Raw genomic sequence first — 20,454 nt, 5'->3', positions numbered from 1 at the left:
GAAGGCCGCCGTACATGTCCGGAGGATCGGCAACATGGTAGAGATCAACATCAAGAAACCCGAGTTCATCAAACTCCCCCGCGTGCAGAAGGTGCTGACCGCATGCCTGCAGTGCGGATACTGCATCGACGTCTGCGAGGCGCACAACCAGACCCCCTGGGAGTCCGTCACCCCCAGAGGAAAGATCTACTACGTCAACCAGCTCGACAAGGCCGGAACCGGAGCGCTGGACGGCCTGCTGGGAAGAGAGGTCAGCCTGAGCCCCGAGTTCGTCGACGCCATGTACAAGTGCACCGGCTGCGGGAACTGCGAGGTCGTGTGCCACGCCCAGATCCACCTGGTGGACTTCTGGGAGGACATGAGGGCCTGGATCGTCGAGAACGGCGCCGGACCCCTCTCCGCCCACAAGGGAATGGCCGCCAAGGTCGCCGAGTGCCACAACCCCTACGGCGAGCCCCCCTCCAAGAGGGACGCCTGGTGGCCCGCGGAGGTCGAGAGGCACGTCCCCGCCGACGTCATCTTCTTCGCCGGATGCACCGGATCCTACAGGATGCAGAACATCGCCCAGGCCGGAGTCATCGTGCTCTCCAGGGCCGGCGTCAAGATGAACTGCCTCGGAGAGAAGGAGTGGTGCTGCTCCTCGCCCCTGCTGAGGACCGGTACCAAGACCGAGTCCCTGGGCTGCGCCGAGACCGTCGTCGAGAAGGCCGACGGAATCGGAGGAAAGGACATGGTCATGACCTGCTCCGGATGCTACAAGACCGTCTCCACCGACTTCGGCAAGTACTACGCCAAGGTCGGACAGAACGTCTACCACTTCTCCCAGTACGTCGAGCAGCTGATCAACGACAGGAAGCTGCCCCTCAACAACGAGTTCAAGCACAAGGTCACCTACCACGACCCCTGCCACCTCGGAAGGCACTCCGGAGTCTTCGACGCTCCCAGGAACGTCATCAAGAAGATCAAGGGAGTCGAGTTCGTCGAGATGGAGAGGTCCAGGGAGAACTCCAGGTGCTGCGGAGCCGGAGGAGGCTACAAGTCCCAGTTCAACGACTTCGCCACCAACGTCGCGGCCGAGAGGATCAGGGACGCCGAGGCCACCGGTGCCGAGATCCTGATCACCTGCTGCCCCTTCTGCGTGCTCAACCTGACCCAGGGAGCCAAGAAGATCGGGTCCAAGATCAAGGTGATGGACCTGTCCCAGGTTCTCCTCGAGGTCACCGCACCCAAGAAGGAAGAGCCCGCTTCCGAGTGATTCTAACCGCCGGGGTCCGCCCCGGCACCTTACCATTTTTCCATGCCTTTTCCCGAACTGAGCCCCGAGCTCGTGCAGGCACTCGCCAAGAGGGGCATCACCGACCCCACGCCGCCGCAGGCGGACGTCATCCCCAGGATACTGAAGGGTGGGAACATCCTCCTGGTGGCGCCCACCGGGATCGGCAAGACCGAGGCCGCGATGCTGCCGATATTCGACACCATCTTCCGCACGAAGGGCAGCAGGTCCGGGTTCAGATGCCTCTACATCACCCCCCTCCGCGCCCTGAACAGGGACATGCTCCGCAGGATGGAGGAGTATGGAAACGCCCTCCACATCACCGTGGGGGTCAGGCACGGGGACACGTCCCAGGCGGAGAGGAACCACCAGTCGCAGAACCCTCCGGAGATCCTGATCACCACCCCCGAGACCCTGCAGGTCATGTTCACTGGGAAGCGCCTTCTCCAGCACCTGAAGGGCGTGCAGTGGGTCGTCGTCGATGAGATCCACGAGCTGTCCAACACCGAGAGGGGCGCTCAGCTCAGCGTCGCCCTGGAGAGGCTCAGCCTCATCGCGGGGGAGTACCAGAGGATCGGACTCTCCGCCACCGTGGGGAACGTGGACAGCGTCGCGAGGTTCCTCGTGGGACCCAGGCGCGACGTCACCGTGCGCAAGCACGACACCCACCGCGACTTCGACATCGACGTCGAGAGCCCCGCCCCGGACGAGGACCCCGTCCTGCTGGACAAGCTGCAGAGCGACCCGGACATCCTGGCCGTGATGAAGAGGGCGAGGGAGATCGTCGAGTCCGGGAGGTCGACGCTGTTCTTCGTCAACACCAGGGAGACCGCCGAATGGCTCGCCGCCCGCTACCATCTCTGGGACGAGTCGATATCCATCGATGTGCACCACGGTTCGCTGTCCAAGGAGAACCGCATGGACATGGAGGACCGCTTCAAGAGGGGCGAGATCAGGGCCCTCATATGCACATCCTCCCTGGAGCTGGGCATAGACGTCGGTTCCACCGACATGGTCATCCAGTACAACTCGCCCAGGCAGGTGTCGCGCATGATCCAGAGGGCTGGACGCGCCGGACACAGGATCGGCGAGCACATACGGGCGAAGATCATCGCGACCGCCCCGGACGAGGTCGCCGAGGCCCTGGTCATCGCCAGGAGGTGCGACTCCAAGGAGCTGGAGTTCTGGGAGGGTAGGCCGTGTCCGCTCTCCGTCGTCGCCAACCAGCTCATCGCCATGACGATGTCGGGCGGCGTGGACAGGGAGACCGCGTACAAGGTGTTCTCCGGCGCGTACCCGTTCAGAGACATCACCAGGCAGGACATCGAGGACGTCCTCGAGCAGCTCAAGTCCATCAAGATGCTGTTCGACGACGGCGACGCCTTCCGCAGGTCCCGCAAGGGGATGAACTACTTCTACGAGAACATTTCGATGATCCCCGACGAGCGCTCGTACATGATCAGGGACATCGGCACCCGTGCAGTCATCGGCACCCTGGACGAGAGCTTCGTGGCGTCCTTCGCGGAAGAGTACGCCATGTTCATCGCCAAGGGCAGGACATGGAGGATCGTGGAGATGCGCGAGGACGAGATCCTCGTGGAGGAGGCCCGCGAAGTGGGGTCGGTCCCCAACTGGGTGGGATCCGACATCCCCGTCCCGTTCGAGGTCGCCATGGAGGTGGGCAGGATGCGCCGCCTCAGGAACCTGGAGGACTACCCCGGGGACGAGGGGTGCAGGAGGGTCCTGGAGAAGTACTTCGCCGACCAGGACGAGAGGTTCAGAATGCCCACGGACAAGCTGGTCACCGTCGAGGTCGGGGACAGGCTGGTCATCGTGAACGGGTGCTTCGGCAGCAGGGTCAACGAGACGCTGGGCAAGATCTACGCCGCGCTTCTGACCGCCCGTCTCGGAGAGAGCGTGGGGATGACAGCCGACCCATACAGGATGATCCTGGAGCTGCCCCGCAACATGAAGCGCGACGACATAATGCAGACCGTCATGTCCGTGAAACCCGGCACCGTCGAGGCGCTCTCCAGGCTCACGATACTGAACTCGTCGTTCCTCAGGTGGAGGTTCGTCTTCGTCGCGAAGAAGTTCGGGATCATCGAGAAGAACGCGGACCACCGCTTCATGAACTTCGGCAGGCTCTTCGAGATGCACCAGGGGACCCCCGCCTACAAGGAGGCCGTCAACAAGGTCCTGTGGGAGGACCTGGACATCCCCAACACAGAGAGGGTCGTGAAGATGATCGCCGACGGCGACATCAAGGTGGAGCTGGGAGGGATCTCCGCGATCGGCCTCGAGGGCATCGTCAGGTCCAAGGAGCTGATGCAGCCTGTCCGCGCCGACCACTCGATCCTGATGGCCCTGAAGAAGAGGCTGGAGGACGAGGTCATGTTCGCATCGTGCATGAACTGCGGGTCCCAGTGGAGGTTCAGGGTCGGCGATGCGCCGAAGAGGTTCAAGTGCCCGCAGTGCGGCGGCGTGATGATCGCGGTCCTGAAGGGCTACGAGAGGGAGAACATACGCCTCGTGAAGCTTACGGAAATGTCCGCCCAGGAGAAGAAGGACCGCCTGCGCCTCTCCAGGAACGCCAATCTGGTCAACGAGCACGGGAAGCGCGCCGTGATCGCATTGGCAGGAAGGGGCATAGGCCCGGACGCCGCCTCGAGGATCCTGCGCAGCATGCACGTGGACGAGGACGACTTCTACCGCGACATCATGAACGCGGAGATCCTCTACGCCAAGAACAAGAGGTTCTGGGACTGAACGATGCCTCGACGACCCGGACGTTTGCCGTCAGAATCCGACGACCCTGTTGGTGACGGTTCCCACACCGGCTATCTCGGCACGGACCGTGTCCCCCGGACGGATCTCCGACACCCCCTCGGGGGTACCCGTTATCAGGATGTCTCCCGGCTCCATCGTCATGAACCTGGTCACATAGGCGATCAGCCTGGCGACGGGGAAGATCATGTCGCGCGTGTTCCCGTACTGCCTGACCTCACCGTTGACGGTCAGGGTCAGCTCGAGGTCCTGTATGTCGGCGACCGCGTCCAGGGGAACCGGATCGGACATGGGCCCGAATGTGTCCATCCCCTTGCTGAGGTCCCATGTGTTCCCTGACCTGCGGGCCTCGGTCTGCATGTCCCTGGCGGATACGTCGTTGAAGACGGCGACATGGGACACGTAGTCGAGAGCGTCATCCTCGGTGGCGTCCTTGCACCTCCGGTCGAAGACCACCGCGAGCTCCACCTCGTGCTGGACGTTGGTGACCCCTGCGGGAATGACGATGTCATCGCCGTCACCGATGAGACAACTTGACGGTTTGAGGAACACCGTCGGCACCTTGGGGAGCTCTGACTCGAGCTCCTTCACATGGGAGCGATAGTTCCAGCCGATGCAGACGATTTTTCCAGGCGCCATGACCTGCGATTAGACACTGGATGATTTACATCTGTCGACGAGGGACGGCTCGACGACAAGAGGTCCGACTGGAAGAGTATGAGTATGAGTATGAGTATGAGTATGAGTATGAGTATGAGTATGAGTATGAGTATGAGTATGAGTATGAGTGCAAGGACGGGATGCTGAATGGGGCTGCCGGTCAATGTTTCAGCCATCATTAGCGGTCGCACCGTGGAAAGCAGCAGAGTGGAGTACAAGAGGAGCTGGAATCCCGAACGCATTCTGCATACGGTTTGTGCGTTCGCCAATGATTATGAAGACATGGGTGGAGGATATGTCGTGATCGGCGTGGAGGATGACGACGGTTGCAGGGGAAATACCGTCGGCCTTACAGACAGGGATGTAGTGGACATAGACCGTGAGCTAATCAGAGTATGCAACACCATAGAGCCGAAGTACATGCCGGAGATGTCTGTGGAGGAGACTGAAGGGAAAAAGATTGTGGTTATATGGGCCGCCAGTGATGACAGACGTCCGTTCAAATGTCCTGTCTCCCTGGGATCTGGGAAGAAACACGACATCGAAAAGGCGTACTATATAAGACACGGATCCCACACTGTGAGAGCCGGCAGGGATGAAGAGGTCCGTCTCATGGAGCTGTCCAGGAGAGTCTCTTTCGACGAGAGGGCTTCGTCCACAGGGACTCTGTCGGATGTTAAACGCAGCCTGGTCGAGGAATACTTGGACAGCGTCGGAAGCAACCTCGCCGGGCAGGGGATCCCAGACACGGAGCTCTACAACATGATGAGACTCACAAGTGGGCCGAAGGAGGACCTCAGACCGATCAACGCGGCACTCATGATGTTCTCCCCCAGACCGGAGATCCATTTCCCCTACTCCAGGACGGAGGTGGCCATCATCCATGATCCGGCTGGAAGGCTGATCGATGAGGCCATATTCAACGGCCCTGTGAACATGCAGATTGTCAGAGCAATGGAATTCATCAGAGACAGGGTGATCGTCGAGAGGATCCGGAAAGTGCCAGGTCAGGCTGAGGCACTCAGATTCTTCAACTACCCGCTGGAAGCGATAAGAGAGGTGCTGGTGAACGCCCTCTACCATAGGAGCTACGAGATTCCCGAACCTGTCAAGGTGTACATCTATGGAGACCGCATCGAGATCACGAGCCTTCCGGGCCCGGATCCGGGCATCCCGGATGAGGATGTACGCAACCTCAGAATGAGGGGCAGATTCTACAGAAACAAACGTCTGGGCGATTTCCTGAAAGAACTCCATCTCACGGAAGGACGCAACACGGGGCTGACCATGATTGTCGATGCTCTGGAGCGCAACGGCTCCGGAACTCCCGTCTACGAGACAGACAGCAACAGGACGTATCTGAGTGTCACGATCCCCGTGCATCCAGACTTCGAGGAAGACCCCATCGGACCAGCAGCCCGGACAGAGCAGAAGAGACGCTCATCCGAGGACATAAGGTCGGGCATCATCGGGATCCTGGACAGGGAGGGATGCCTGCCGTCCAAGTCCATTGCCCGGGAGCTGGGATACACCTCGGTGACACCTGTCCTGAGGAGGTGCATAAACGAGCTGATCGACCAGGGAGAACTGGAGTACCTGTTCCCGGACAAACCGAACGACAGCCGTCAGAGGATATGTCGCAGAAAGGCCGTCAGATGAACCCGCCCTTGACGGTGAACTCCGGCTTCTTCTCCTCGACCTCGGGCTTCTTCAGGGTTATTCCGGACTTGCCGTAGTACCCCTGACAGATCACGTAGACCTCCGAGGACGTGTCCCTGGAGGCGTCGGGCGAGTGGACCTTCACCGACTGGAAGCGCTTCTTCAGCTCGTCCATGAGCGAATCGAACATGTCGCCCATGAACACCTTCATGACCAGCTTGCCCTCCTTCTTCAGGATGCGGTCGCAGACGTCCACCGCGTACATGCAGAGGTTGATCGACCTGGCGTGGTCCATGGAGTAATGGCCGGCGATGTTGGGCGCCATGTCCGAGAGGACGACGTCGGCCTTGCCGCCGAACCTGTCCATGAGCTCGATCATGGTGGAGTCGTGGGTTATGTCGCCCATGAAGGTCTCGACCCCCTCGATGGGCTTGATGTACCTGAGGTCCACACCGATGACCTTGCCGTTGGGCCACGTGCGCTCCTGCGCGACCTGACACCAACCGCCCGGGCACGCCCCCAGGTCGACGACCGAGTCGCCGGGCTTGAAGATGCCGAAGCGCTCGTCGATCTGGATCAGCTTGAAGGATGCCCTGGAACGGTAGTTCAGCTTCTTGGCGAGCTTGTAGTAGTGCTCGTTCCTCCGCTCCGCGACCCAGCGGTCGTGCAGGTCTGCCATGAGGTTTGCTATCGGCATCGCTTATAAATTGATGTCGCAAACGACATTCGTCATCCGAGGGGCCGGCATGGGGAATCCTCCGGTTCGATGCCACTGTGTCATCGCTATGACGGTGGCGGTGAAGGCCGGCAAGTACAGACGATGCGCGTCCGCGCAGACGTCTTCGCTGGAAAAAAACCTGATTCGTTCCGCACCTCCACCGGAACTCGTTCCCGATCTGATGTCCGACCTCATGTCATGGCTAGAATCGTCAGAGGATCAATGATACGCAACGGTACATTCGGAAACGTCGACAGTGCTTCGAATGCCCTCGGAGTCTCGGAGAGAACCGTCATACGTGCACTGGATTCCCTCAGAGAGAAGAATCTGATAGTCAGAGAGGGTTCCAGGAAGAGTGGCGTCTGGAGGGCCCTCTGAACGGATAGCATAAAAGGCGGCTGCCCGATGCCCGGGACATGGACCTGTTCGAGTACACGCGCAAGGGCATCCTCGAGAAGGACGCCCCGCTGGCGAGCCGCATGCGCCCCAGGACCCTCGACGAGGTCGTGGGCCAGGAGCACATTATAGGAGAGGACAAGCTCCTCTCCAGGGCGATACGCGCGGACAGGCTTGGGTCCCTCATCTTCTATGGTCCACCCGGAACAGGGAAGACCACGCTGGCACAGGTCATAGCGAACACCACCCACGCCAGATTCGTCCAGATCAACGCCACGACGGCGGGAAAGAAGGACATGGAGGAGGCCATCCAGAAGGCGAAGGACGCCCTCGGCATGGAGGAGAGGAGGACGATCCTCTTCGTCGACGAGATCCACCGCTTCAACAAGGCCCAGCAGGACTACCTCCTCCCGTTCGTGGAGGACGGGACCGTGATCCTGATCGGGGCCACGACAGAGAACCCGTACTTCGAGGTCAACAGGGCGCTGGTGTCCAGGTCGAGGATCTTCGAGCTCAGGCCGCTTTCCAAGGAGAGCGTGAGGATGCTACTCGAGAGGGCGGTCTCCGACAGGGAGAGGGGACTGGGCAGGATGGACGTCGACCTGGACGACGATGCCGCCGACTTCCTCGCGGACATCTCCAACGGAGACGCCAGGGCGGCGCTGAACGCCCTCGAGCTCGGAGCGCTGACCACGCCCCCGGGTCCGGACGGCAGGATCCGCATCAGCCTGGACGTCGCCTCCGAATGCATACAGCGCAGGGTCCTGAACTACGACAGGGACGGCGACAACCACTACGACACCATCTCGGCGTTCATCAAGAGCATGCGCGGCTCCGACCCCGACGCGGCAGTGTACTATCTGGCGAGGATGCTGTACGCGGGTGAGGATGTGAAGTTCATTGCCAGGAGGATCATGATCTGCGCGTCCGAGGACGTCGGCAACGCGGATCCCCAGGCCCTCGTCGTCGCCGTGTCGGCAGCCGAGGCAGTGGAGCGCATCGGCATGCCCGAGTCGCAGATCATCCTGTCCCAGGCGGCGACATACGTCGCATGCGCACCCAAGAGCAACTCCGCCTGCAACGCCATATTCTCCGCGATGAAATCCGTGAAAGAGGAGCCCACAGGCGGCATCCCCGCGTACCTGAAGGACGCCCACTACGGCGGGGCGAAGGAGCTGGGCAGGGGCCTCACGTACAAGTACCCGCACAACTACCCCAACCACTACGTGGACCAGCAGTACCTCCCGGACGAGCTGGTCGGCAGGAGGTTCTACGAGATGTCCGACAACGGGTACGAGAAGGGCATGAAGGCCTGGCTGAAGAGGATTGGCAAGTACTGATGCCTGTTCGACGGTCCGATCCGAATTCGGATATTAAGGACGATGTCCATTCGATAATCTCGGATGAGATCCCATCCATACGACTATCCCACTCAGCCCCCTGTACGGAGTCCCGCAGATCAAGGATTCTGGATTCCTCACCAGCAGCCTCCCTCAGATCGCTAATGGATCCGTAATACGCACCTGTCCTGGCAAAAACCGCTGCGGACAGGGTGAAACGACACTGTTTGGACAAGCCGTCCAGTATCTCCGACGACCTTTCGTGAACCATGTTGTGCACGCACATGTGGTAGATGGTACAGGCACCTGCAAGGGCCGCTTCAGCTGCATCGCCGATCCCCTCTGGAGGCAACACCGCATCGAGACTGCCACTAATCGGGATGGTATCATGCCTGAACTGGAACAAATCACCCGCCATCCATCCGGACAGTTCCCCGACACCAGACAGGAATCCGCATGCGAGTTCCCTGTAGGGCATGGAGTCAAGAATGCACCTGTAGGATACGACATCCTCATGGGACACACGATCCAGGATGACGACGGCATCCACATCGCTGTTCTCTGTCGCCTCTCCCCTAGCACGGCTTCCCTGAAGGCCAATGAAAATGATTCTGTCCCCGAAGGTCTCCATCAGACGCTCGCGGAGAAGAGACATCCATGGGCCCGTCTCGGATTGATCCATGGAAACGACCATCGGTGACCCAATTAAATAGTTGTCCGTATCCCGACAACAGATTCCCGGATTCAACACAGCTGTATGACCGTGTGGCCGTTCAGATCGCGTTGTTCTTGTTCCAACGCCTTAGTTAAAGTTCTGATTTGAAAATTATACACGTCATTTTACTATTATATGACGTGTTTAAGTGCTGATAAAAAATATACACGTCATTTTATATATTCAATTGACAATTGAATGACGGTGATGCAATGGTAAAGATATTCACAAGCCAGGACGTCTTTATCGGCGAATTCGACGGAATGATGACGACTGAACAGCTCCTCAGTTCAGGCGTTCCGTTCAGCAGGATTAGAAAATATGTGGAAGATGGGACATTGATCCGCTTACAGCGCGGGATATACATCACCAAGGAGGCCATGGATGATGAATGGTTGCTTCTGCAGATGCGCTATAAGAAGGGGATATACAGCGGATATACCGCGCTGTATCTGCACAACATGACGGATTACATCCCCACTGAGTTCCACATGACTTTCCCACACGGATACAATGCTAAAAGCATCAGTGAAAACAATGACTACAGGATTACCCCTAAATTCGTGATTCCAAAGCTGTACGGAATCGGATTGACAAAGGTAGAAACACCGTATGGGAACACCGTGCAGACCTACGACCGTGAACGCACGCTGTGCGACATAGTTCGCGGCACAGGCGCCGACATGGATATCGTGAAACAGGCGATGAAAGGGTATGTGTCTGATCGCCCGAACATACCCAAGCTGATGGAGTACGCCGATGCTCTCAACGTCAGGCCCAAAATCCACAGATTCATGGAGGTTCTGCTGTGAAAATGAGCAGCCCCAGTCAGCTGAAAGCCCTTATCAAGAACAAATCGAAAGAATTTGGGATTGCGGGGAACGTAACTCTTCACATGTACGTAATGGAGCGTTTCTTGGATCGCCTGTCTCGGTCCGATTACCGTGAAAGGTTCGTCCTGAAGGGCGGATACCTACTTTACAGCAAGAAGGGTATGTCCAGAAGGACTACAGAGGACCTGGATCTCACATCTAAGACCCTGACACTCGAAAAAGAGGAGATCCTGCCCGTAATACAGGAAATCTGCGCCATCGATGCGGATGATGTGTTTGCGATGGAGGTGATACGCACCACTCCTGTGGCGGAGATGCTAGACCACCCTGGCATACGTTTCTTCATCGACGCCAAATACGAGAAGCTGACCGAGAGATTCTACATAGATGTCGTACCCTCCTTGGAGATTGTTCCAGAAGAGGTTGACCACTTCATCATGCCGCTGTTCGGCGGAGTTCCCATATCCATTAGAGCCTATCGCATAGAGACTGTGATAGCTGAGAAACTCCACGCTATGTTGACCAGGGGCGATGAGAACACACGCATGAGAGATTACTACGACTTCTACATACTGGAACACGAACATGAATATGATGACATGGCTGTTGCATCTGCGACTAGACACATATTCGAAGAACGTGGCACCGTCCAAAATCTGGAGGACTGGATGCAGATACTTCAATCTGTCCGTGGAAGTCCGGTCATGCAATCCCTTTGGACAAGATACCAACAGGGACATGTCTATGCAGGGGAGATCACCTTCGAAGATGCCTGCGACAGCGCTGAACGCCTTCTGACCATGATCACTGCCGACACTCCAGGGGAACTCTAATATCCCCTCACTCAATTAGAGTGACCTGAGGATCAAGATGAGCGGTTGGACCTACGCCAAATCCGGAGTGAACATTGACCAGAAATCCGAGGCCATCGAGGCACTCGTCAGCGAAGTAAGCTACAAGAGACAGGGCATCGGACAGGCAGTGCGCATGCCGGGCCTCTTCGCCAGCCTCATCGATTTCGGCGACAGATACATCACCATGGCCACCGACGGTGTGGGATCGAAACTGCTCATCGCCGAGGAACTGAACAAGTGGGACACCGTGGGCATAGACTGCATCGCGATGAACGTCAACGACACGATCTGCGTCAACGCGGAGCCCACCTCCTTCGTGGACTACATCGCCATCGACAAGCCCAACCCCGAAATCACGGAGGAGATCGGCAAGGGCCTGCAGAAAGGCGCTGAGCTCTCCAACATGGAGATCGTGGGAGGGGAGATCGCGGTCCTGCCGGAAATCATCAACGGGGTCGACCTGTCCGGGACATGCCTCGGATACGTGGCGAAGGACAGAATCATCACCGGCGACAAGTGCGAGGAGGGCGACCTCATCGTCTCGCTCAGGTCCTCCGGCATACACTCCAACGGACTCACCCTGGCCAGGAAGGTCATCGAGGCCAGCAACATCGCCATGACGGACAAGGTGTCCGGGCTCTCGAAGAGCATCGGCGAGGAGCTCCTCACCCCCACAGAGATCTATGTGAGACAGGTCCTGGAGATCACGTCCCAGAACACCGTCCACGGCCTGGTGGACATCACCGGCGGCGGACTGAGGAACATCCTCAGGATGAGGAAGGGCCTGAGATACGTCATCAGCGACCCCGTCAAGCCCGCCCCCATCTTCCAGAAGCTCCAGGAGCTCGGAGAGATCGAGGACAGGGAGATCTACCAGACCCTCAACATGAGCATGGGATTCACGATAATAGCTCCGGAAGAGGACGCTGAGGAGATCGCCTCCAGATACCCCAACGCCGACATAGTCGGCAGGGTGGAGAAGGGCGACGGAGTCCTCCTGGAGCCTGGCAACATACTGTATGACCATTACTGATCGCGGGGAGCGCGACATCCGGGAGTTCGAGATGCTTGAGGGGGACAGGCTCCCTCCGGACATCTCCAAAGCCATCGAGGAGTTCGAGGAGGGGGTGCGCTCGCACTCGCCCCTCCTGGACTGCCTCTGGGGGGAGCTCTACGGAGCCATAAACGCGAACCAGTGGTCTGGGATCATAACGGCGGAGTTCGCCGACCGCCTGCGCAGAAGATATCTTTTCAACTACGGTGACGAGAATGGAACTGATCGACTTCAGCGAATGCGAGAGAAATGAGTTCCGCGCGTACGGAGGCGCGAGCGGCAACAAGATCAACATCATCTACGAGGGACACGGCTACATGCTGAAGTTCCCTCCCAAGCCCGGGCCGATATCCGACCTCAGCTACGTCAACTCGTGCACCACGGAGTACATCGCATGCCACGTGTTCCAGTCCATGGGCATCGCGGCACAGGAGACCCTCCTGGGGACGTTCAAGGACTCCCACGGGAACGTCAGGAACGTGGTGGCATGCAAGGACTTCGCGGAGGGGAACAAGACGCTGGTCGAGTTCGCCCATCTGAAGAACACGTGCCTGGACAGCGACCTGGACGGATACAACACCGACCTGGCCTCGATCATGAGGGCCATCGACGAGCAGCGCCTCATCATCCCGGACAGGCTTAGGACGTTCTTCTGGAACCAGTTCATCGGCGACGCCCTTCTGGCAAACTTCGACCGCCACAACGGGAACTGGGGCATACTGGTCAACGAGCGCGTAAGGCATGCCGACCTGGCTCCCGTCTACGACTGCGGATCCTGCCTGTTCCCCCAGCTCGACGACAAGGGGATGGAGAGGGTCCTCAGCAAACCGACCGAGATCGACGACAGGGTCCACATGTTCCCCAAGTCGACCCTCATGATCAACCGCGCCAGGATCAACTACTTCGAGTTCATCACATCGCTGGAGGACATAGACTGCGATGCGGCCGTCGCACGCCTCTACAACCACATCGATCTCGACAGGATCGAGGGGATCCTGGACGAGACGCCGGGCCTGACACCGCTCCAGCACAGGTTCTACATGACGATCATCAGAGCCCGCAAGGAGGGCATCCTGGACGTGGCCTTCGAAAGGATGGAGCACAGAAGCTGACGGCGGGGTGCATCCCCGCCTGGGTTTCATCTCTGACCGTAGACGTAGATCAGATGCCAGCCGAACTGGGTCTGGACGATGGTCATGTCACCGGGGTTGTACGAGAACGCGGCGTCCTCGAAGGGCTTCACCATCTGTCCGCGGCCGAACCATCCGAGGTCCCCGCCGTTCCTTCCGGAGGGGCATTTTGAGTACTGGGCGGCCAGCTGAGCGAAGTTCTCGCCGGCGTAGACCCTCCTCTGGAGGTCGAGGGCCTGGTCGTATGTATCCACGAGGATGTGGGAGCAACGTGCCTGTCTAACCATGGAGGTCGCATCGGAATCGCGCTTTTATCGTTTTGGGAATGCATCGGTATACTGATATATCGGTACAACGATACATGTGTATGGGCGACACATTGGAATCCGTGATGGAACGCAAGGGCCTGACGAGGTACCAACTGTCTAAGATTAGTGGAATTCCGTGGTCCACGCTGTCCAACATCTGCACTGGGAAGACGGATTTCGAGAAGTGCACCGTGGGGACCATCAAGAAGCTCGCGAATGCACTAGACCTGACCATTGAAGAAACCCTGGATCTGGAGACCGGAATCATTACCGATAAGAACGGAAGGCCTGTGAACAAGGACTATCTGGAAAGGAACCTGCCATCCGACCTACAGAGATCCATAGACGAGTACCTAGCGTGCGATTCGAACTGTCTCCATCTGGATTGCTATCTGGATGAAATCTACGGGTCCATTAACATGAATATATCAGCGGGACTGATAACAGAGGAGCAGGCCGAATACCTCCGTTCGAAGTACCTTTATGGTGAGCACGATGATTGACTTCAGCGACTGCGAAGTCAACGTTTTCCGTTCGTTCAATGGAGCTAACGGATCCAAGCTATCCATAGTATACAAGGGACATGACTATGTCCTCAAATTCCCATCCCTTGCCAAAAACAGAACAGATAGATCATATGCCAACAACTGCTTCTCGGAGCATGTGTGTTGCGGCGTTCTTGACACAATAGGCATGGATGTTCAAAATACCATTCTCGGAACATATCATGAAAAGATAGTCGTTGCTTGCAGAGATTTCACAGAGGGTGGCTATAAATTCGCAGATTTCGGTACTCTAAAAAATACCTGCTACTCGTCTTCAGAGAACGGATATGGGACCGAACTTACAGAGATTGAATTGGCAATCAAAGAACAGAAATGGGTGGACACCGAGGCCCTGTCCTCGTTCTTCTGGGATATGTTCATTTGCGATTCCCTCATAGGAAATTTTGACCGCCACAACGGGAACTGGGGATTCCTGATTGATGAGAACAAGAACTCTGCGAGGATTGCGCCCATCTTCGATTGCGCATCCAGTCTATTCCCGCAACTGAGAATCGATGATTATAGGAAAGTCCTTGACGACCTTTCTGAAATAAGAGCAAGGGTCTACAACTGGCCGAACTCATCGATAAAGGTCAATAACAAGAAGGTGAACTACTTCGAATTCATCAGCTCCCTATCTAATCAGGATTGCAACGAAGCTCTAAGACGCATTTATCCGAGAATTGACCAAGATCGCATATGGAGCGTTATAAACGACGACGAGGATCTCTTGGATATCCAGAAGGAGTTCTACACGACAATGCTAATTGAGCGCAAGGAGCGCATCCTGGACTACTCGTTCGAGAAACTCGAATCACTGGATTAAATCCATCCTGGCGGCAAAAGCCCCGCACACAGCGCCCAGAGCCGTCGCCGTCTCGAGGGAGAAGCAGCCGGGGGTAATGTCCAGGTTGTACTTCGGGATCGATGCGACTGCCTTCGGGACCCCGTGGGGGCCGATGCCGAACAGCAGAGTGATGCTCTGACCGTGCTCCACCATGGACACCGCCTCGGACAGTGGGATCTGCTTCTTGGGATCGGGCTTGCTCGTCGTCAGGATGACCTCCCCCAGCTGGGGCGGGAACCCCTTGCCCGGGTACGGGAAGCACTGGAACCTCCCTGTCTCAGCCATCTCGAGGAAGTTCTTCCCGTGTCCGCCGATGCTGGTGGTGCCGGCAACCCACTCTGCGATCTCCTTCGGCGTGCGGGCGTCCTCCGGGATCGGGAATCCGAAGAGAGCGAGACTCATGTCATAGGCCCTCGCCAGGTCCCCTGCGCGGGCTATGACCCTCCTGTGGGGCTCCCTGAAGTTCTGGTCGTACGAGTTGTAGAGTCCTATCGTGATCCTTCCGCGTCCCATGACGTCACCTCTGGTTCCTGCGGCGCCCCACTATCGCGTAGGAGTCGCCGTCCATGAATATCTCATACTCGGGGTACTCGGACTGAAGCTTGGCGATCTCGTTCATGACCTGCGAGAGGGTGAGGTCGCATGTGCGTATGTCGATGAAAACGCGGTCTGGCTCCATGGAGGGTCATCCCGATGAGTAGATAGGAGAAGAGATGGTGCCGTGAGCCGGGCTCGAACCAGCGACTTCAAGATCTTCAGTCTTGCACTCTCCCAACTGAGTTACCACGGCGTAATTCCCCCCTATGAAAGTCCCCATTATAAAGTTTGTGACGAGGCCGGCCGAAGCCGGCCCGTCTGGGTCATTCCTGAGGCTCCTCCGGGGCGGCCTCCTCGATCTCCTCTTCCTGCTCCTCCGTCATCACGGGCTCGACGGCGACGACCTTGTCACCGTTGCGCATGTCCATGACCCTGACGCCCTTCGCGTTGCGTCCGGTCTCGCGGATCTCGTCCGTGTCTATGCGGATGATCTTCCCCGATGCGGAAGTGAGCATGAGCTGGTCCCCGTTGTTGACCTTCCTGACGCTCACCACCTGGCCGTTCCTCTCGTCGGTCTTGATGGTGATGACGCCCTTGCCGCCGCGCCTCGTCTTGCGGTAGTCGTCCACGTCGGAGATCTTGCCGTATCCGTTCTCGGACACCGTCAGGAGCCTGTCCCCGGGCTTGACGACCGCCATGGAGACCACGCGGTCGCCCTCGTTGAGGGTCATGCCCTTCACTCCCATCGTGTCCCTCCCGGTGGGCCTAGCGTCGGACTCGTCGAACCTCACGGCCTGGCCGTCCGCCGAGGCGATGATAATCTGGTCGGACCCGTCTGTGATGCCGGTCTCGATCAGCTCGTCGCCGTCGTCCAGCTTTATGGCCTTGATGCCCTTCGCCCTGACGTTCCCGTAGGCGGAGAGGGCGGTCTTCTTGAACAGGCCGTTCCTCGTGCAGAAGACCAGGTACCTGTCCTCGGGGAACCCGGATGCGCACACGGTGTTCACGACCTTCTCGCCCTCCTCCAGGTCCGCCAGGAGGTTGACGATGGGCTTGCCCTTGGACTGCCTGCTCCCCTCCGGGATCCTGTAGCCCTTGAGCCAGTGCAGGCGGCCGTGGTTGGTGATGAACATCACGTAGTCGTGGGATGACGTGACGAACATGGACGCCACATGGTCCTCCTCCTTGGTCTGCATCGCGGTGAGGCCGACGCCGCCGCGGGACTGCTGCCTGTATGTGCTCAGCGGGATCCTCTTGATGTAGTTGTCAGCCGAGATTGTGATGACCACCTGCTCCCTGGGGATGAGGTCCTCCTCGTCGGTGTCGATGGCGTTGGGGTCGATGACGGTCCTGCGGTCGTCGCCGTAGGTCTCCTTCATCTCCTCGGTCTCGGACTTGATGATCGCGAGCACCCTGGACTCGTTGGCCAGGATGTCCCTGAGATCGTCCATCTGCACCTTGAGCTGGTCGTACTCGTCCCTGATGGAGTTCAGCTCCAGGCCGGTCAGCCTCTGGAGCCTCATGTCCAGAATCGCCTTGGCCTGCTCCTCGTCGATTCCGAGCAGGTCCCTGAGCCCCTCGTTAGCCTCCTCCCCGGTCTTGGACGCGCGGATGAGGGCGATGGTCTCGTCCAGCATGTTGATGGCCTTCATCAGACCCTCCAGGATGTGGAACCTCTTCTCGGCCTGGGCCAGGTCGTACTTGGTCCTGCGGACCACGACATCCTTCCTGTGGGCGATGTAGTGGGTGATGAGCGCCTTCAGGCTGAGGGTGGTGGGCCTGTTGTCCACCAGCGCGATGTTGATGATCCCGTACGTGACCTCCATGTTGGTCTTCTTGAACAGGTTCTCGAGGACCACGCTGGACAGGGCGTCCCTGTGCAGCTCGATCACGATGCGCATCCCGTGCCTGTCGGACTCGTCGCGCAGGTCCGTGATCCCCTCGATCTCCTTGTCCTTCACACGGTCGGCGATTTGGGCGATGAGCTGGGCCTTGTTCACCTGGTAGGGGATCTCGTCGACGATGATCCTCTCCTTACCATTCTCCATCTCCTCGATGTGCGTGTTGGACCTGACCTTGAGCCTTCCGCGGCCGGTCTCGTACGCCGCCCTGATGCCTCCGATGCCGTATATGGTGCCCCCTGTGGGGAAGTCGGGTCCCTTGACGAACTGCATGAGCTCCTCCAGGGTGGCGTCCGGATGGTCCACGGTGTAGACGATGGCGTCGCAGACCTCCCTGAGGTTGTGCGGGGGCATCTTCGTGGCCATTCCGACGGCGATTCCATCCGAGCCGTTGACCAGCAGATTGGGGAACTTCGACGGCAGGACCGTGGGCTCCTTGAGGGACCCGTCGTAGTTGTCCATCATGTCGACGGTGTCCTTGTCCAGGTCAGCCAGCAGGTCGCTGGCCACCTTCGAGAGACGGGCCTCGGTGTAACGCATCGCGGCCGGCGGATCGCCGTCCACTGAACCGAAATTACCCTGTCCGTCCACCAGCGGGTATCTGAGCGAGAACGGCTGGGCCATCCTGACCATGGCGTCGTACGCAGCGGTGTCGCCGTGCGGATGGTACTTTCCCAGGACCTCTCCGACCACGGTCGCGGACTTCTTGTGGGGCCTGTTGTACGCCAGACCGAGCTCGGACATGGCGTACATGATCTTCCTGTGGACGGGCTTGAGACCGTCCCTGACGTCCGGGAGCGCCCTCCCGACGATGACGCTCATGGAGTAGTCGATGTACGAGCGGTGCATCTCCCTCTCTATGGGCTGGATGATGAGCTTCCTCTCTCCGTCCATGATATCACACATCCAGGTTGACGACCTCGTGGGCGTGCTCGATTATGTACTCCCTGCGGGGCTCCACATCGTCCCCCATGAGGACCGAGAACAGCTGGTCCGCGATCATCCCGTCCTCGATGGTCACCTTCTTCATAATCCTGGTCTCAGGGTTCATGGTGGTCTCCCACAGCTGCTGCGGGTTCATCTCTCCCAGACCCTTGTACCTGGAGACGTTGGCGCCCTGACCGATCTCGGCGACCGCTGCGGCCATCTCCTCCTCGTTGTAGGCGTAGATCTGCTTCTTGCCCTTGTAGACCCTGTAGAGAGGCGGCATGGCGATGTAGACGTGCCCCGCCTCTATCAGGGGCTTCATCTGCCTGTAGAACAGCGTGAGGAGCAGCGTCCCTATGTGCGCACCGTCCACATCTGCATCGGTCATGATCACGATGTTGTGGTAGCGTATCTTGGTGACGTCGAACTCCTTTCCGATGCCCCCTCCGATCGCGATGGCGAGGTTCTTGATCTCCTCGTGGTCCAGGAGCTTGTCGGGCCTGGCCTTCTCCACGTTGAGGATCTTACCCCTCAGCGGGAGGATGGCCTGGAACGCGCGGTCCCTGCCCTGCTTGGCGCTTCCGCCTGCGGACTCCCCCTCGACGATGTACAGCTCGCACTTGGACGGGTCCTTCTCCGAGCAGTCGGCCAGCTTGCCGGGCAGGCTGGTGCTCTCCAGGGCGCTCTTCCTCCTGGTGGCGTCCCTGGCCTTCCTGGCGGCCTCGCGGCCCTCGAACGCGGAGATCGCCTTCCTGACGATGGTCTGGGCCACCGACGGGTTCTCCAGGAGGAACTCCGCGAGCTTGTCGTTCATCAGACCGGAGACGGCACCCTGCGCGACGCTGCTGCCCAGCTTGGCCTTGGTCTGGCCCTCGAACTGGGGCTCGGACATCTTGATGCTGATGATCGCGGTCAGGCCCTCGCGGACGTCGCTCCCCTCGAGGGTGGTGTCCTTGAGGAGGTTGTTGGCCTTCCCGTAGTCGTTGATGGTCTTGGTGAGGGCTGTCCTGAAACCGGTCAGGTGGGTCCCTCCCTCGGGCGTGAAGATCGTGTTGACGAAGGAGTCGATCTCCTCGTTGTACCCGTCGGTCCACTGCATGGCTATGTCGATCATCACCCCGTTCCTCTCGCCCGAGAAGTGGATCGGCGTGGGATGGATGGGCGTCTTGGACCTGTTCAGGTACTGGACGAACTCGGATACGCCGCCGTCGTAGTGGAACCTCTCCTTCCTGCCGGTGCGCCTGTCCTCGAAGTTTATGGTCGCCTCCTTGTTGAGGAACGCCTGGTTGCGGAATCTGTTCTGAAGGGTGGTGTAGTCGAACTCGACGGTCTCGAACATCTCGCCGTCCGGCCAGAACGTGATCTCCGTACCGTGGCGGTCTGTGTCGCCTATGATCTCGACCGGCCCGTCGGGGACTCCGATGTGATACGACTGCCTCCAGATCTTGTCCTCCCTGTAGACCGTGGCGACCAGCCTCTCGGAAAGGGCGTTGACCACGGACACACCCACCCCGTGGAGTCCGCCTGACACCTTGTAGCTGTTCTGGTTGAACTTCCCTCCGGCGTGGAGGTCGGTGAGGCACATCTCCAGCGCGGACTTGCCCTCCTCGTGGTTGATCCCCGTGGGGATACCCCTTCCGTCGTCCACGACGGTTATGGACCCGTCCTCGTTGATGGTGACGTCGACCTCGGTGGCGAATCCCGCCATGACCTCGTCGATTCCGTTGTCGACGACCTCGTAGACCATGTGGTGCAGTCCGCGGGAATCGGTGGACCCGATGTACATCCCGGGCCTCTTCCTGACGGCCTCCAGACCTTTGAGGGCCACGATGCTGTCCGCATCGTACTCCTCCTCGGCGTGCTTCATGTTCCCATCCATGATAATCGGATGACTTATCGCATCATATTATATATACACGCGTACACGCGCGCGTACACGCGCGTTATCAGTCGTCAGACGACGCCGGGAC

The 20,454-nt window shown here is 58.8% G+C and carries 20 protein-coding genes and 1 tRNA gene; 12 read left to right on the top strand and 9 right to left on the bottom strand.

From position 1 onward, the window contains the following. Positions 1-34: 34 nt before the first annotated feature. Both JS82_00490 and JS82_00485 read left to right on the top strand, forming a co-directional pair. Positions 35-1,255 (top strand): 4Fe-4S dicluster domain-containing protein, encoded by a 1,221-nt coding sequence (locus tag JS82_00490; protein QHK16705.1) that lies wholly within the window; start codon positions 35-37, stop codon positions 1,253-1,255. Between the two features lie 42 nt (positions 1,256-1,297). After that, a complete protein-coding gene (locus JS82_00485; protein QHK16704.1) occupies positions 1,298-4,042 on the top strand; it encodes a DEAD/DEAH box helicase in 2,745 nt (914 codons plus the stop codon). 30 nt (positions 4,043-4,072) lie between these two features. On the opposite strand, the gene JS82_00480 is transcribed toward JS82_00485, so the two are convergent. Beyond that, the gene (locus JS82_00480; protein ID QHK16703.1) at positions 4,073-4,699 is read right to left on the bottom strand and encodes an acylpyruvase; all 627 of its coding nucleotides are present in this window, start codon (positions 4,697-4,699) and stop codon (positions 4,073-4,075) included. A gap of 213 nt (positions 4,700-4,912) precedes the next feature. On the opposite strand from JS82_00480, the gene JS82_00475 reads away from it, so the two are divergent. Next, entirely contained in the window at positions 4,913-6,379 is a 1,467-nt protein-coding gene (locus JS82_00475; protein QHK16702.1) for an AAA family ATPase, read from the top strand. Here the strand turns inward: JS82_00475 and JS82_00470 are convergent. After that, entirely contained in the window at positions 6,372-7,058 is a 687-nt protein-coding gene (locus JS82_00470) for a 23S rRNA (uridine(2552)-2'-O)-methyltransferase (GenBank protein QHK16701.1), read from the bottom strand. The two genes, JS82_00475 and JS82_00470, sit on opposite strands and share 8 nt — an antisense overlap. Before the next feature lie 237 nt (positions 7,059-7,295). Here JS82_00470 and JS82_00465 point away from each other — a divergent pair, with 237 nt between their 5' ends. Together JS82_00465 and JS82_00460 are read left to right on the top strand one after the other, a co-directional pair. Further along, on the top strand, positions 7,296-7,475 hold the full coding sequence (locus JS82_00465) for a hypothetical protein (protein ID QHK16700.1): 180 nt from the start codon (positions 7,296-7,298) through the stop codon (positions 7,473-7,475). Between the two features lie 38 nt (positions 7,476-7,513). Beyond that, positions 7,514-8,833, top strand: coding sequence for an AAA family ATPase (locus JS82_00460; GenBank protein QHK16699.1), 1,320 nt, complete (start codon positions 7,514-7,516; stop codon positions 8,831-8,833). On the opposite strand, the gene JS82_00455 is transcribed toward JS82_00460, so the two are convergent. Continuing rightward, positions 8,682-9,515: a nucleotidyltransferase domain-containing protein gene (locus tag JS82_00455; protein QHK16698.1), complete on the bottom strand. Its 834-nt coding sequence runs from the start codon at positions 9,513-9,515 to the stop codon at positions 8,682-8,684. The two genes, JS82_00460 and JS82_00455, sit on opposite strands and share 152 nt — an antisense overlap. A 245-nt stretch (positions 9,516-9,760) precedes the next feature. Here JS82_00455 and JS82_00450 point away from each other — a divergent pair, with 245 nt between their 5' ends. From JS82_00450 to JS82_00430, 5 genes are read left to right on the top strand one after another with little or no spacing between them, the layout of a single operon-like run. Beyond that, positions 9,761-10,360 carry an abortive phage infection protein gene (locus JS82_00450; GenBank protein ID QHK16697.1) on the top strand — a complete coding sequence of 200 codons (600 nt, stop codon included), beginning with the start codon at positions 9,761-9,763 and terminating at the stop codon, positions 10,358-10,360. Further along, positions 10,357-11,214, top strand: coding sequence for a hypothetical protein (locus JS82_00445; protein ID QHK16696.1), 858 nt, complete (start codon positions 10,357-10,359; stop codon positions 11,212-11,214). Before JS82_00450 ends, JS82_00445 begins: the two co-directional genes overlap by 4 nt. A 37-nt stretch (positions 11,215-11,251) precedes the next feature. Next, positions 11,252-12,268, top strand: a complete 1,017-nt coding sequence (locus tag JS82_00440) for a phosphoribosylformylglycinamidine cyclo-ligase (GenBank protein QHK16695.1) — start codon at positions 11,252-11,254, stop codon at positions 12,266-12,268. After that, complete coding sequence (locus JS82_00435; GenBank protein ID QHK16694.1) at positions 12,255-12,542, top strand: hypothetical protein; 288 nt, start codon at positions 12,255-12,257, stop codon at positions 12,540-12,542. Before JS82_00440 ends, JS82_00435 begins: the two co-directional genes overlap by 14 nt. Next, complete coding sequence (locus JS82_00430; protein ID QHK16693.1) at positions 12,505-13,401, top strand: CtkA family protein; 897 nt, start codon at positions 12,505-12,507, stop codon at positions 13,399-13,401. The genes JS82_00435 and JS82_00430 overlap by 38 nt, the downstream gene beginning before the upstream one ends. Positions 13,402-13,427: 26 nt before the next feature. Here JS82_00430 and JS82_00425 read toward each other — a convergent pair whose 3' ends face one another. Beyond that, positions 13,428-13,706, bottom strand: coding sequence for a peptidylprolyl isomerase (locus JS82_00425; GenBank protein ID QHK16692.1), 279 nt, complete (start codon positions 13,704-13,706; stop codon positions 13,428-13,430). An 80-nt stretch (positions 13,707-13,786) separates the two neighbouring features. Between JS82_00425 and JS82_00420 the strand changes: the two genes are divergently transcribed. Together JS82_00420 and JS82_00415 are read left to right on the top strand one after the other, a co-directional pair. Continuing rightward, positions 13,787-14,230 carry a helix-turn-helix domain-containing protein gene (locus JS82_00420; protein QHK16691.1) on the top strand — a complete coding sequence of 148 codons (444 nt, stop codon included), beginning with the start codon at positions 13,787-13,789 and terminating at the stop codon, positions 14,228-14,230. Next, positions 14,223-15,098 (top strand): CtkA family protein, encoded by an 876-nt coding sequence (locus tag JS82_00415; GenBank protein QHK18335.1) that lies wholly within the window; start codon positions 14,223-14,225, stop codon positions 15,096-15,098. The genes JS82_00420 and JS82_00415 overlap by 8 nt, the downstream gene beginning before the upstream one ends. Here JS82_00415 and JS82_00410 read toward each other — a convergent pair. The 5 genes from JS82_00410 to gyrB all read right to left on the bottom strand — a co-directional run bounded on the left by JS82_00410 (position 15,087) and on the right by gyrB (position 20,351). Then, positions 15,087-15,632, bottom strand: a complete 546-nt coding sequence (locus JS82_00410; GenBank protein QHK16690.1) for a DUF531 domain-containing protein — start codon at positions 15,630-15,632, stop codon at positions 15,087-15,089. The two genes, JS82_00415 and JS82_00410, sit on opposite strands and share 12 nt — an antisense overlap. A 4-nt stretch (positions 15,633-15,636) precedes the next feature. After that, positions 15,637-15,798, bottom strand: coding sequence for a hypothetical protein (locus JS82_00405; protein ID QHK16689.1), 162 nt, complete (start codon positions 15,796-15,798; stop codon positions 15,637-15,639). A gap of 35 nt (positions 15,799-15,833) precedes the next feature. Next, a tRNA-Phe gene (locus tag JS82_00400) sits at positions 15,834-15,909 on the bottom strand. 70 nt (positions 15,910-15,979) lie between these two features. Next, positions 15,980-18,451 (bottom strand): DNA gyrase subunit A, encoded by a 2,472-nt coding sequence (gene gyrA, locus JS82_00395; GenBank protein ID QHK16688.1) that lies wholly within the window; start codon positions 18,449-18,451, stop codon positions 15,980-15,982. 4 nt (positions 18,452-18,455) lie between these two features. Beyond that, a complete protein-coding gene (gene gyrB / locus JS82_00390) occupies positions 18,456-20,351 on the bottom strand; it encodes a DNA topoisomerase (ATP-hydrolyzing) subunit B (protein ID QHK18334.1) in 1,896 nt (631 codons plus the stop codon). Positions 20,352-20,454: the final 103 nt, after the last annotated feature.

The organism is Methanomassiliicoccaceae archaeon DOK (assembly GCA_009911715.1).
Classification (GTDB): Archaea; Thermoplasmatota; Thermoplasmata; order Methanomassiliicoccales; family Methanomethylophilaceae; genus Methanoprimaticola.
This window is presented reverse-complemented; position numbering and strand designations above follow the sequence as displayed.

Bases quoted from the DNA above. Each gene is read 5' to 3' on its own strand.
- JS82_00490 (QHK16705.1), top strand. From the start codon at position 35: ATGGTAGAGATCAACATCAAGAAACCCGAGTTCATCAAACTCCCCCGC.
- JS82_00485 (QHK16704.1), top strand. From the start codon at position 1,298: ATGCCTTTTCCCGAACTGAGCCCCGAGCTCGTGCAGGCACTCGCCAAG.
- JS82_00480 (QHK16703.1), bottom strand. From the start codon at position 4,699: ATGGCGCCTGGAAAAATCGTCTGCATCGGCTGGAACTATCGCTCCCAT.
- JS82_00470 (QHK16701.1), bottom strand. From the start codon at position 7,058: ATGGCAGACCTGCACGACCGCTGGGTCGCGGAGCGGAGGAACGAGCAC.
- JS82_00465 (QHK16700.1), top strand. From the start codon at position 7,296: ATGGCTAGAATCGTCAGAGGATCAATGATACGCAACGGTACATTCGGA.
- JS82_00460 (QHK16699.1), top strand. From the start codon at position 7,514: ATGGACCTGTTCGAGTACACGCGCAAGGGCATCCTCGAGAAGGACGCC.
- JS82_00455 (QHK16698.1), bottom strand. From the start codon at position 9,515: ATGGATCAATCCGAGACGGGCCCATGGATGTCTCTTCTCCGCGAGCGT.
- JS82_00450 (QHK16697.1), top strand. From the start codon at position 9,761: ATGGTAAAGATATTCACAAGCCAGGACGTCTTTATCGGCGAATTCGAC.
- JS82_00440 (QHK16695.1), top strand. From the start codon at position 11,252: ATGAGCGGTTGGACCTACGCCAAATCCGGAGTGAACATTGACCAGAAA.
- JS82_00435 (QHK16694.1), top strand. From the start codon at position 12,255: ATGACCATTACTGATCGCGGGGAGCGCGACATCCGGGAGTTCGAGATG.
- JS82_00430 (QHK16693.1), top strand. From the start codon at position 12,505: ATGGAACTGATCGACTTCAGCGAATGCGAGAGAAATGAGTTCCGCGCG.
- JS82_00425 (QHK16692.1), bottom strand. From the start codon at position 13,706: ATGGTTAGACAGGCACGTTGCTCCCACATCCTCGTGGATACATACGAC.
- JS82_00420 (QHK16691.1), top strand. From the start codon at position 13,787: ATGGGCGACACATTGGAATCCGTGATGGAACGCAAGGGCCTGACGAGG.
- JS82_00415 (QHK18335.1), top strand. From the start codon at position 14,223: ATGATTGACTTCAGCGACTGCGAAGTCAACGTTTTCCGTTCGTTCAAT.
- JS82_00410 (QHK16690.1), bottom strand. From the start codon at position 15,632: ATGGGACGCGGAAGGATCACGATAGGACTCTACAACTCGTACGACCAG.
- JS82_00405 (QHK16689.1), bottom strand. From the start codon at position 15,798: ATGGAGCCAGACCGCGTTTTCATCGACATACGCACATGCGACCTCACC.
- gyrA (QHK16688.1), bottom strand. From the start codon at position 18,451: ATGGACGGAGAGAGGAAGCTCATCATCCAGCCCATAGAGAGGGAGATG.
- gyrB (QHK18334.1), bottom strand. From the start codon at position 20,351: ATGAAGCACGCCGAGGAGGAGTACGATGCGGACAGCATCGTGGCCCTC.